This window comes from Stenotrophomonas sp., from assembly GCF_050737075.1.
GTDB lineage: Bacteria > Pseudomonadota > Gammaproteobacteria > Xanthomonadales > Xanthomonadaceae > Stenotrophomonas.
The window spans coordinates 18708-30964 of record NZ_JBOHXV010000030.1; the positions used below are offsets into that span (position 1 = coordinate 18708).

The 12257-nt window shown below is 68.2% G+C and carries 7 protein-coding genes; 3 read left to right on the forward strand and 4 right to left on the reverse strand.

Annotation, left to right across the window (positions count from 1 at the left end):
• Positions 1 to 67 precede the first annotated feature (67 nt).
• Positions 68 to 1045 carry a site-specific tyrosine recombinase XerD gene (gene xerD / locus ACREPD_RS09575; RefSeq protein WP_431599110.1) on the forward strand — a complete coding sequence of 326 codons (978 nt, stop codon included), beginning with the start codon at positions 68 to 70 and terminating at the stop codon, positions 1043 to 1045.
• Positions 1046 to 1055: 10 nt separating this feature from the next.
• Here xerD and ACREPD_RS09580 read toward each other — a convergent pair whose 3' ends face one another.
• Positions 1056 to 1847, reverse strand: a complete 792-nt coding sequence (locus tag ACREPD_RS09580) for a hypothetical protein (protein ID WP_431599111.1) — start codon at positions 1845 to 1847, stop codon at positions 1056 to 1058.
• Between the two features lie 145 nt (positions 1848 to 1992).
• On the opposite strand from ACREPD_RS09580, the gene ACREPD_RS09585 reads away from it, so the two are divergent.
• Positions 1993 to 2772 carry a thioredoxin fold domain-containing protein gene (locus ACREPD_RS09585; RefSeq protein ID WP_431599112.1) on the forward strand — a complete coding sequence of 260 codons (780 nt, stop codon included), beginning with the start codon at positions 1993 to 1995 and terminating at the stop codon, positions 2770 to 2772.
• Between the two features lie 48 nt (positions 2773 to 2820).
• On the opposite strand, the gene ACREPD_RS09590 is transcribed toward ACREPD_RS09585, so the two are convergent.
• The 3 genes from ACREPD_RS09590 to ACREPD_RS09600 form a co-directional block, all read right to left on the reverse strand.
• Positions 2821 to 4209, reverse strand: a complete 1389-nt coding sequence (locus ACREPD_RS09590; protein ID WP_431599113.1) for a hypothetical protein — start codon at positions 4207 to 4209, stop codon at positions 2821 to 2823.
• A 166-nt stretch (positions 4210 to 4375) separates the two neighbouring features.
• A complete protein-coding gene (locus ACREPD_RS09595) occupies positions 4376 to 5365 on the reverse strand; it encodes a hypothetical protein (protein WP_431599114.1) in 990 nt (329 codons plus the stop codon).
• Positions 5366 to 5533: 168 nt separating this feature from the next.
• Positions 5534 to 7636 carry a glycosyl hydrolase family 18 protein gene (locus tag ACREPD_RS09600; protein WP_431599115.1) on the reverse strand — a complete coding sequence of 701 codons (2103 nt, stop codon included), beginning with the start codon at positions 7634 to 7636 and terminating at the stop codon, positions 5534 to 5536.
• Positions 7637 to 7950: 314 nt separating this feature from the next.
• On the opposite strand from ACREPD_RS09600, the gene purL reads away from it, so the two are divergent.
• A complete protein-coding gene (gene purL / locus ACREPD_RS09605) occupies positions 7951 to 11835 on the forward strand; it encodes a phosphoribosylformylglycinamidine synthase (RefSeq protein WP_431599116.1) in 3885 nt (1294 codons plus the stop codon).
• Positions 11836 to 12257 lie beyond the last annotated feature (422 nt).

The window sequence follows — 12257 nt, forward strand, 5'->3', positions numbered from 1 at the left end:
CGCCGAGCATACCTGCGCCGGCGCGCGTTGGATGGCCGCCGCCGCCCCGGCTCCGTATCCTGTGTGCATGTCCGAAACGCCCACCCCCGCCGCGCGTCGCCAACTGGTGCAGCACCTGCCCGAACTGCGCGATGGCGACAATGTGCTGATCCAGCGCTTCCTGGACGCCATCTGGGCCGAACAGGGCCTGGCCCGGGCCAGCCTGGACAGCTACCGGCGCGACCTGGAAGGGCTGGCGCGCTGGCGCAATGGCGCGGCGGGCGGGTTGGGCGGCATCGACCGGGCCGGCTTGTTCGACTACCTGGCCTGGCGCACGCGGCATGGCTGGTCGCAGCGCAGCAACGCGCGGCTGCTGTCGGCGCTGCGCGCCTTCTTCGCCGACGCGCTGCGCCGTGGCCAGCGCACCGAAGACCCCAGCGCGCTGCTCGATCCGCCGCGTCTGCCGCGCCTGCTGCCCAAGGCGTTGGCCGAGAGCCAGATCGACGCACTGCTGGCCGCGCCCGATGTGGAGCAGCCGCTGGGGCTGCGTGACCGCGCCATGCTGGAGCTCATGTATGCCGCCGGGCTGCGCGTGAGCGAGCTGGTCGACCTGCCGGCCAATGCGGTCAACCTGCGCCAGGGCGTGTTGCGGGTCACCGGCAAGGGCAGCAAGGAGCGGCTGGTGCCGCTGGGCGAGGAGTCGCAGCACTGGCTGGAACGCTACCTGGCCGAAGCGCGCCCGCAGCTGGCCGGCAAGCGTGCCGTGCCGGCCGCACGCGATGGCGCGGTGCCGCTGTTTCTCGAGCCCTCACTGCACGGGCTGAGCCGCCAGCAGTTCTGGGTGCTGGTGAAGAAGTACGCGGTGCTGGCCGGCATCGACCCGGTCCGGATCAGTCCGCACGGGCTGCGCCACAGCTTCGCCACCCACCTGTTGAACCGTGGCGCCGACCTGCGCGCGCTGCAGATGCTGCTCGGCCACAGCTCGCTGTCCACCACCCAGATCTACACGCTGGTAGCGCGCGAGCACCTGCAGAAACTGCATGCCCGGCATCATCCACGCGGATAGGGTGCAGGCGTCAGCAGCTGGATGCGCCGGGCCGCCATTGTGGTTTCAGGCTTGTCGCCCGGCGCGGCTTGGGCGGTCCATCCAGCGTCAGCGGTGATAGGCGCGTGGGAAGTGATCCGGAGCGCTCTGCATCGCGGAGGGCTGCCGGGAGTGGCAGGCAGTTGGTTCCCACGGGACCGTCTGGACCCTCACGGTTGGTGAGCATCTCTGTCCTGAGGTGTCGCACCACGCCCCATTCCACGCTCAGGCAAGCTCCCAAGGGTGCACGCGCCTGCAGTGCATCGAACACGTTGGCGACGGCGTCGCTCAGCGTTGGGGGCGATTCGCCCCTGGCGCTGATCCTGGCCGCAGCAAGGACTTCGGCGCGCAACGTGTGGAGGGAGTTCAGCCTGCCGCTCCACACCGCATCGGCCAGCACCGAAACGACGCGTTCGCGGCACTGGTCCGGCGACAGCAGCGACTCCAGCGAGCCCGCAAGCGCCCGCGTGCCGGCCGGGGGATGCGGATCCCGGACGTGGTCCAGCAGATTGTCATGGCTACGGGCGAACGCTGTGGGCGAGCTGACATGGATCAGCGCCTGGCGCAGGTCGGTCAAGCGGCGGCTGCGCTCCATCAGCTGGTCAAGGGTGAGGTCGCCCCGCCGCCACTGGCTGGTCAGGCGGGTCTCACGGTTGTGCAGCGCCACCACCGCCGTGCTGAAGCGAAGCCCGTCGCTGGGCGAGCGCATGCTCAGTTTCACCCGTGCCGCCACGCTACCCGTGAGGTGGGCCTTGAGCCAGAGGAGCGCGGGGGAAATACGCATGTCGGAATGAAGTCCCTTCGGGGCAACCATCTTCCTCACGTGCGTGTACGGCGGCTTTCAACATTCGCTCACCCCGCCGCGGGCGTGCAGGCTTCGCCACGGTGGCTGTGCGAGAATCGCGCTATCCCTCACCGTGGAACACCTGATGCTTCGTGTCCTTACCGTCGCCCTGTTCGGTGCGCTCAGCCTGACTGCCTGCGCCCAGCCGGCCGCCCCGGTCGCGTCCCCGGCGGCCAAGCCGGGTGCCAACGCGGCCCCCGCGTCCAATGCCACTGCCGATCAGGCGGTGCGCACCGCGCTGATCAGCCTCGACCCGAAGTTCAAGCCCGATTACGTCGGCGCCGCACCGTTCCCGGGTTTCCGCGAGGTGCTGGTGTCCGGGCAGGTGCTGTATGTGTCCGATGATGGCCGCTACCTGATGCAGTCGCAGCCGTACGACATCCAGAACCGCACCCCGGCCAGCAGCGCCGGCTTGCTTTCCTACCGCAAGGCCCTGCTGGACAAGGTGCCGCGCAGCGAGCGCATCGTGTTTGCCGCGCCCAACCCGAAGCACACCATCACGGTGTTCACCGATATCGAATGCGGCTACTGCCGCAAGCTGCACCAGGACCTTCCCGAGCTCAACCGCCAGGGCATCACGGTGGAATACCTGGCGTTCCCGCGCATGGGCCCGGCCAGCCAGGACTTCGTGGACATGATCTCGGTGTGGTGCGCCGTGGACAAGCGCGCGGCGCTGACCGCCGCCAAGAGTGGCCAGGCAGTGAAGCCGAAGAACTGCACCAGCCCGGTGGCGATGCAGTACGCGCTGGGCCAGCAGGTAGGCGTGAGCGGCACGCCGGCGATCTTTGCCGCCGACGGCAGCCAGCTGGGCGGCTATCTCACGCCGGCCCAGCTTGCCAAGGCGCTGGAGCGCCAGGCCAAGTGATGTGATTGTGCAGGCCGGAGGCAATGCCTCCGGCCTGCCAAGCCAGTTTTACATGGCGCGTTGCGGGATGCGCGCAGCCAGTGCTTTCTGGAGTTCCTCGAAAACGTTCGCCTTCTGTTGCTTGCTGATCAACTGCGGACCGAGTGCCACAGGCCTCGGCTTGATCAGCGTGTCAGCCTTGGCTGCAGCGTTGGGTTGAGGCCGGATGGCCGCAGGTCCTTCAGAGGCGATCCTGGTCTTTGCCGGTTTCTCGCCAAGCTGTTTGCGACGCCTCTCCATCGCCAGGGCCAGCTCGGACTGCAGGCTCTGCGCGGCGGCCTTGGCCGGGTTGACGCCTTGGCGACCCGCGTCCAACGAGGCGCGTTTTGCCGCATCTCCGGTTCGTTCCGACCCGGTCCCAAACGTCTCCGTCGCGCTATCGTCGAGCGACTTGGTGGTTGCGAACATGCGGCTCTTCAGTTCTGCGAATACTGCGCCTGACCCGGCAACAACACGCTTGGGGCTGACGTCCTGCGGCAGCGGTGGCGGTGGCGGCGGCGCATCCGGAACCTTCGTTGTAGTCACCATCGCGGGCTGTGCCACCACTGTCGGAGGGGCCTTCTGTTGAGCTGGCGCCAGGGCAGCGTGCGTCGCGACACGAATGGTTTCCTGCGGGGCGACGGGAATGCGCGGTGCCTGCCGCCGCTTTTGCGGCACGCCCTTGTCCTGAAGGACCTTGTCGGTTCTCGCGGCCAGCCTCTGCTTTTGGGGCGGCGCAGGAGGCGTCGCCGCCTTGCCGGCCCCCATTATCGTCAATGTCGGTCGGGGGATCCGGAACGGTGTGGTTGTCAGTGCTGAGCGGAGCGTCCAGGCGGGGACTGGAAAGGTCCGGGCGGCGCCGGATTCCTCCCGTGCGGTGGTGCTCGCGGACGTAGCCGCAGCGGGTGAGGCCTTCGGCGCGTCGGGGGTGTCGAGGTGGCCCGCCCGCGCCGCAACGCCTGCCGCGCTGGGCTTCCAGTGGTTATGCAGCCAGCCACCCTGCTGCGTGGATGCGGCGGTGATCCTGTTGGCAGGCGTCGACCGGGCGGCGACGCGGCTCGGCGGCACCGCCGCACGCGTGATCTCGTGTGTCGGGGCGCTGCGCGGCCGGGGATCCGGCGTGTCACGTGAGCGCTCGGTCACGCGCGGTCGCGGCGGTGTCGACCCCTTGGTCTGCAGCTGTATGGATACCGGCGCCAGCAGGTTCTTCACCTCCTGCGGGGTCGTGCGGGTGCGCCCCGAGAGCACCGGCGAGATTGCGGGGACGGGGTACATACGTTCCCTGTCGATGGGCTTGTGGCTGAGAAACCTGATGGCTGCCCGGTCTTCCTTCTGCTGCGCGAGCTTCTGCTGTGCGCGTTCGTTACCGAACGCGGCGGCGATGTGACGGAACGCGTTGGATATGCTGAGTGTGGTCATGTGGTTCCAAGGGCATCAAAGAAGTGCCTGACCATTGTTGTTTCAATCCCCCGGCAGACTTTCACAAAACGCTCGCCTCTTGGGTGGTGGTGACGCAACCATCCCTTGCAGGCGGCGCCGTTGCGCGTCATCCCGATTGCTGCGTCCAAAGCCCTGCTCTTTGCCTTCAGTCGTCGTCCCAGTCGGAGGGCTCACTGCAGGCTGCGCTGCCCAGCCCGGAATCCGTTTCGCTTTCGCCATCCATCGATCCACGCGTGTGCGAGCCATCCAGCTGGTGGCGCTCAAGCATGTCAATTGCATTGCTGAAGAGGCCGGGAAGTCCAGGCGGACGCCGCGCTGCCGGTGAGTCGATTTCCGGGGTGGCAGTGGAAGTCTTTCGCAATCCCGTCTCACGGTTGAAGCTGCGGATGCCGTCCATCAGCGAGGGTGTCGACGCCGGCGATTCCATCGTGCACGGGCCAAGGTCCGCATCGAGTTCTTCTTCGAATGCGTTCATTTCCAGCTTCAGCGAGGCCCGAAGCGATTCCACCTGCGCTGATCGTGAGGCTGCTCCAGGCATCGGTACAGCAACGCGCTCGTGGTAGGGCACCAGGTCGAGACGCTTGCTGAGCGAGGCGTAGTCTTCACCCTCCCGGCGCAGGTGCAGCGCTGCCTTCAGCATCTCGGACGGTGTCATCGGCTGTGCACCGATGAACGCTGAAATCAGGTCGTCGGTGACAGGTGTTACAGGGGGCGTCGGCTCTGCCGTTGTCGCTTCCGAGGCGCCCACCCGCGTGTCACGCACGGCGGTCGGCCCTGCGCACCTGTGCGCGATGAGTGTGGCATTGCATGTTTCCAGCAACGGTGTCGGCGCAGCCGATGACGGCGGGACGTTGCTGGTTTGGCCAAAGAAGTTCTCGATGGCCCAGAGCGGCTTCAGCGATTGAGACGTGCCAACGAGACCAACATTGGAGATGGTCGCCGGAGCGCACGACCACGGGCGCGACACAGTGGAACGCGTAGGCACGCTGGCATCGGCATTGCTCCGCATGCCGGAAGCGCTGTGGTTGTGGACCCGAATGAGGGTGGGCAGGCCATGGCGTGCGGAGAGCTCGGCTTTCGCGCTTCTGCTGCCGAAGAAGGCGCCAATGCTGAGGATGGCTGAAGGTATCCGCAAGGTGGCCTCGGGTGCTGGGCGAGCAGCTGTGTCGGTTCAAGGCCGCCACAATGCCTGCACGGGTTCGAACCCGCTTTCAGTTTGTGCTCATCCCAGCGTGCGCAGCGCCTGATCAGAAGCTGTGCGGCGCGCAACGCCCGGGACCGTGCGGCCCCGGGCGCCTTGTGCTTACTTCAGGCCCGTGCTGATGGTGTTTACCAGGGTGCCTTGTGCGTCATCGCCGCTGAACTCCCAGAAGAACGCGCCGCCCAGTCCCTGGGTCTTCACGTAGCCCATCTTCTCGGTCACCAGCGCCGGCGTATCGAAGCTCCAGAACGTGGTGCCGTTGTAGCTCCAGGTGGCCCGCGCATTCGCATCGGTGTAGATCGGATGGTTGAGGTTCTTCAACACCTTCCAGTCTTCGATGCCGGCCTCGTAGGTGCCCGCAGCGGCGCTGCCGCTCTGGTACAGGCCGTTGTTGACGTTGGGCACGTTGGTCCAGCCGCGGCCGTAGAAGCCGATGCCCAGGTTGAGCTTGCTGGCCGGCACGCCACGGGCGATGAAGGCTTCCATCGCATCGTTGCTGTTGTACAGCTTGGTATCGCCGGTGGACGGGTCAGCCGGCGAATTGAACAGCGCCGAGTGGTGCCCGGTGATCGGATCGAACGCGCCGTGGAAGTCGTACGTCATCACGTTGATGTAGTCGAGATAGCCGTGATACGTCGCCGGGTCGGTCACGCGGATCTTGTCGATGCCCGCGCCTACCGCCACGGTCAGCAACAGACCCGGGCGCACCGCATCCAGCTGGCGGCGGAACTCGGCCAGCAACGCGGTGAAGTTGGCGTTGTCGGCCGGGGTCCCGCAGCTCAGCCCGCAGGCCACCGGGTACTCCCAGTCGATGTCGATGCCATCGAACACGCCCGCCGCCGCGCCCACGCCACCGGCACCGTCGGTCACCGGCAGGTTGCCCTTGATGTAGGCATCGACGCACGAGGCCACGAAGGCCTGGCGGTTGGCCGGCTGTGCCGCGCTGGAGAAGCCGCGCGACCAGGTCCAGCCACCCAGCGAGATCAGCACCTTCACGTTCGGGTGCTTGGCCTTGAGCTGCTTGAGCTGGTTCCAGTTGCCGCGCAGCGGCTGGTCCCAGGTATCGGCGCTGCCGCTCACGCTCTCGCCGGCCTGGAAGGCCTTGGTGTAATCGGCGAACGCGTCGCCGCCCACCCCGGTGTTCGGGTCGGAGGCCTGGGTGATGCCCACTTCGCAGCGGTTGTTGCGCACGTTGCCGAAGGCGTAGTTGATGTGGGTCAGCTTGGCCGCCGAACCACTGGTGTCGATGTTCTTGACCCGGTAATTGCGCCCGTAGATGCCCCACTGGGTGAAGTAGCCGATGACCCGCTTGTTGCCGCCGCTGCCGCCGCCCGCCGCGGTGGTGACGCTGATCGACGCGCTCTGCGCCGAGGCATTGCCGGCGTTGTCGCGGGCACGCACGGTGTAGGTGTAGACGGTGCTGGCGGCGAGCCCGCCGTCGGTGTACGTGGTGGCGCTGGGCGAACCGACCAGGCTGCCGTTGCGGTACACGTCGTAGCCGGCCACGCCGCTGCCGCCGCTGTTGTCGCTGGCCGCGTTCCAGGCCAGGCTCACCGTGCTGGCGGTTTTCGACGGCGAGGCCAGGCCGCCGGGCACGCTGGGCGGGGTGGTGTCATTGCTGGCCGCGTTGACGGTCACGCTGACGGTCGCCGAGGAGGTCACCGCGTTGTTGTTGTCGGTGGCTACCGCCTTGAAGGTGTAACTGCCGGCGGCCGCGTTGGCCCAGGTGACGCTGTAGGGCGCGCTGGTGTCGATGCCCAGCGAGGTGCCGCCGCGGAAGAATTCGACCTTGCTCACCGTGCCGTCGGCGTCGCTGGCATTGGCGCTGACGGTGATGGTGCTGCCGGCGGCGAAGCTGGCGCCGTTGGCGGGGGAGGTGAGGCTGACGCTGGGCGCCTGGTTGCTGCCGCCGCTGTCGCAGGCGCCGAGGTTGGTGTAGTACGGCGCGCCGGCCGGATGGTCGGGCGGGGCGTTCCAGATGTCCTGGTTGGCCCGGTACAGCACGCCGCCCTTCTGCAGGGTGGAGCCGGACAGGTAGATCACGTTGCCGTTCCACTCCGGTACGCCGGTACAGCTGGCGGCCTGGGCCAGGCCCGGGGCGAGGGTCGCCGAGGCCAGGGCCGCGGCCAGCAGCCAGCGGCGGTGCCGGGCCGGGGGACGGGGAGATAACGATGTCACCGTACTGCGCGCAATCGGGTCAGCCATGGTCGTACTCCGATCAGGTGATGGGCGCTGGGCGGCAGGGTGTCGGCCAGCGTTGCAGCAGGTCCGGGGCCGGTGAGAGAGGCCGGCAACAGCAGAGGGGGCGGACGCAGGGCCCGCCTGGCAGGGCGCCGGGCGGGTAGTGGCAACGTTGTCATGGTTTTCCCGGCCAATCCGTGCGCCAGCGCAAGGTTCGGGGCCCCGGCGGTTTCGGATGGGCCCGCGGCGGGCGGGCCGGAACCGACCCGGGCAGCGACCACCGGCCGGCGGGGACCGGTACAATAGTGGGCCCCGTCTCCAACCACGGTTCCCCGGACATGATGGTCCTCGAGGGCGCATCCGCCCTTTCGCCGTTCCGCCGCGAACGTCTTGAATCCCGCCTGCAGTCCCTGGCCGCCGACCTGCGCATCACCGGTGCCTGGCACGTCTACTTCATCCAGACCGAGGGCGATGCGACCCCGGACCCGGCGATCCTGAGCCGGATCCTGGAAGCCCAGCCCGCGCTGGCGCCGCAGGAAGCCGGGGCCATCTCCCGCTTCGTGGTGCCGCGGCTGGGCACGCTGTCGCCGTGGTCGAGCAAGGCCACCGAACTGGTGCGTGGCGCCGGGCAGCCGATCCGCCGGGTGGAACGCGGCCTGCGCATCGACCTGGCCGGCTGGCCGGCTGACGCCGCCGCCCGCGACGCGGTGATCCGCGCGCTGCACGACCCGATGACCCAGTCCGTGCTGGACGATGCCGCGCAGGCCCAGGCGCTGTTCACCGCGCCGGCCCGTGGCGAGCTGGAGCGCGTGGCACTGGATGACCTGGAGGCCGCCAACCGCCGCCTCGGCCTGGCCATGGCCCAGGACGAGATCGACTACCTTCGCCAGCGCTTCGGCGAACTGGGCCGCAAGCCGTCGGACGTGGAACTGATGATGTTCGCCCAGGCGAACTCCGAACATTGCCGGCACAAGATCTTCAACGCCAGCTGGACCATCGACGGCGCCGACCAGGCGAACTCGCTGTTCCGCATGATCAAGAACACCCACCAGCAGACCCCGCAGCACACGTTGAGCGCCTACAGCGACAACGCGGCGGTGGTGGCCGGCCTGCCGGCTTCGCGTTACCGGCCCGACCCGGCCACGGGGGAGTACCGCAGCGAAGCAGTGGTCAACTCGGCGTTCTGCATCAAGGTGGAAACCCATAACCACCCGACCGCGATCGCGCCGTTCCCGGGCGCCTCCACCGGCGCCGGCGGCGAGATCCGCGATGAGGGCGCCACGGGTCGTGGCGGCAAGCCGAAGGCCGGCCTGACCGGCTTCTCGGTCTCGCACCTGCGCATTCCGACCCTGCCGCAGCCGTGGGAGGCGCCGCGCGCGCTGAACCCGCGCATGGCGCCGGCGCTGGACATCATGCTGGAGGGCCCGCTCGGCGGCGCCGCCTTCAACAATGAGTTCGGCCGCCCCAACCTGCTGGGCTACTTCCGCAGCTTCGAGCTGCCGGAGGGCGAGGGCCTGACCCGCGCCTATGACAAGCCGATCATGCTGGCCGGTGGCCTCGGCGCGATCGACCAGGTCCAGGTAGAAAAGCTCAAGCTGCAGCCGGGCGATGCGGTCATCGTGCTTGGCGGCCCGGCCATGCTGATCGGCCTCGGCGGCGGTGCCGCCAGTTCGGTGGCCTCCGGCGAAAGTGCCGAAGACCTCGACTTCGCCAGCGTGCAGCGCGACAACCCGGAAATGGAGCGCCGCTGCCAGGAAGTGATCGACCGCTGCGTCGCGCTCGGCCTGAACAACCCCATCCGCTGGTTCCATGACGTCGGCGCCGGTGGCCTGTCCAACGCGATTCCGGAGCTGCTGCACGACTCCGGCGTGGGCGGCGTGATCGACCTGGGTAAGGTGCCCACCGACGACCCGTCGTTGTCGCCGATGCAGCTGTGGTGCAACGAATCGCAGGAGCGCTATGTGCTCGGCGTGCCGCAGGACCGCCTGGCCGAGTTCGCCGCGCTGTGCGCGCGCGAGCGCTGCCCGTTTGCCGCGGTCGGTGTGGCCACGGCCGAGGAGCGCCTGGTGGTCGCCTACGGCGCAACCGTCGGCAACATCCCGGCCGATGCCCCGATCGACCTGCCGATGGACGTGCTGTTCGGCAAGGCGCCGAAGATGCACCGCGACACCGCGCATCCGCCGGCACCGCGCTGGCCGGCGCTGAAGACCAACGGGCTGGACCTGCACGAGGCTGGCCTGCGCGTGCTCGCGCACCCGTCGGTGGCGTCCAAGAACTTCCTGGTCACCATCGGCGACCGCAGCGTGGGCGGCCTGACCGCACGCGAACAGATGATCGGCCCGTGGCAGCTGCCGCTGGCCAACGTCGCCATCACCCTGGCCGGTTTCGATACCGTTGCCGGTGAGGCGATGGCGATCGGCGAGCGCACCCCGCTGGCCCTGCTCGACGCCGCCGCGTCGGCGCGCATGGCGGTCGGCGAAGCGATCACCAACCTGTGCGCCGCCCCGGTGGACGCGCTGGAGACGGTGAAGCTGTCGGCCAACTGGATGGCCGCGGCCGGCCATAACGGCGAAGACGCGCTGCTGTATGACGCGGTCCGCGCGGTTGGCATGGAACTGTGCCCGCAGCTGGACCTGAGCATTCCGGTCGGCAAGGACTCGCTGTCGATGCAGGCGCAGTGGCATGACAACGGCCAGGCCCACAAGTCGGTCTCGCCGGTCTCGCTGGTGATCTCGGCCTTCGCGCCGGTGGCCGATGCCACCACCCAGCTGACCCCGCTGCTGGACCGCGACACCGACAGCGAGCTGTGGCTGATCGGCCTTGGCGCCGGCAAGCAGCGCCTGGGCGGTTCGATCCTGGCCCAGGTGCACGCCGACCACAGCGCACTGCCGGCCTTCGCCGGTCCGGTGCCGGATCTGGATGATGCCCAGCGCCTGCGCGCGTTCTTCGAACTGATCCGCGATGCGCGCCAGGCCGGTCTGCTGCTGGCCTACCACGACCGCAGCGACGGCGGCGCGTTTGCCGCGCTGTGCGAAATGGCGTTCGCCTCGCGCCTCGGCCTGGACATCACCCTCGATGCCTGGGGTGACGATCCGTTCCGCAGCCTGTTCAACGAAGAACTGGGTGCGGTTGTGCAGATCGCCCGCGAAGACCGTGCCGCGTTCGCCGACCTGGTCGAGCGCCATGCGCTCACCGAATGCGCCCAGCGCATTGCCCGCCCGACCACCGCGCCGGTGGTGCGGGTGTCGCTGCAGGGCGAGAGCCTGGTCGAGTGGCGCTGGGAAGCGCTGTTCGACGCCTGGTGGTCGGTCACCCATGCCATGCAGAAGCTGCGTGACAACCCGGACAATGCGGACCAGGAGCGTGCGATCGCACGCAACTTCAACGCGCCGGGCCTGAAGCCGAAGCTCAGCTTCGACCTCAACGAAGACGTGGCGGCGCCGTTCATCAACACCGGCGCGCGTCCGCGCGTGGCGGTGCTGCGCGAGCAGGGCGTCAACGGCCAGATCGAGATGGCCAACATCTTCGAACGAGCTGGTTTCAGCGCCTACGACGTGCACATGAGCGACCTGATTGCAGGCCGCGTGGACCTGTCCGACTTCACCGGCCTGGCGGCCTGTGGCGGCTTCAGCTACGGCGACGTGCTGGGTGCCGGTCGCGGCTGGGCCACCTCGGTGCTGGAGCGCAGCGCGCTGCGTGATGCCTTCGCCGCGTTCTTCGCGCGCCAGGACAGCTTCGCGCTGGGCGTGTGCAATGGTTGCCAGATGATGAGCCAGCTCAAGGACATCATTCCCGGTGCCGAGCACTGGCCGCAGTTCCGTCGCAACCGCAGCGAGCAGTTCGAGGCGCGTACCGCGCTTCTGGAAGTGGTGGAGTCGCCGTCGATCCTGCTGCGCGGCATGGCCGGTTCGCGCCTGCCGGTGGCGGTGGCGCATGGCGAAGGCCAGGCCATCTTCGCCAGCGCGGTGGACCAGGCGGCCGCACGCGTGTCGCTGCGTTACGTCGATGGCGACGGCAACGTGGCCACGCAGTACCCGCTCAACCCGAACGGCTCGCCCGACGGCATCACCGGCCTGACCACCACCGACGGCCGCGTGACCATCATGATGCCGCACCCGGAGCGCACCCCGCGCGCGGTGAACCTGAGCTGGCGCCCGGCCGACTGGAACGGCGACTCGCCGTGGCTGCGCATGTTCCGCAACGCACGGGTGTGGTGCAACTGACGCACGGGTGGAACGCGGGCAATCCGCGTTCGGTCCATTGGGATGCGACCCAACCGCCGGCGACAGCCGGCGGTACTTCATTCCGAAGGTATCGGCGCTGGTAGCGTCGGTCGCCAGACGACGGCCCTCACCACATCAACATCCGGTAACGCAGCGGAACGCCGAAAACGGTCGCTTCGGCCGTTCGCCCGCGCGCGCAAATCACCCCTTTATTCGCGCATTTCCGTCTTCACATCACACGTTGCCGCTGCCGCAGCGCGCAATCGTCTGCGTGCGCGTTTTTCGCGACGCAGGCGTATGGAAAAACCGCTTGCGCATCGTATTTCGGTGAAGGTCACGTGAAAAATACACGTGTGCAGTGCGCACGAATCAATGCGTGGCAATGAGTTACAGCGCGTTTCACGCGTGATGAAAAAACCTCA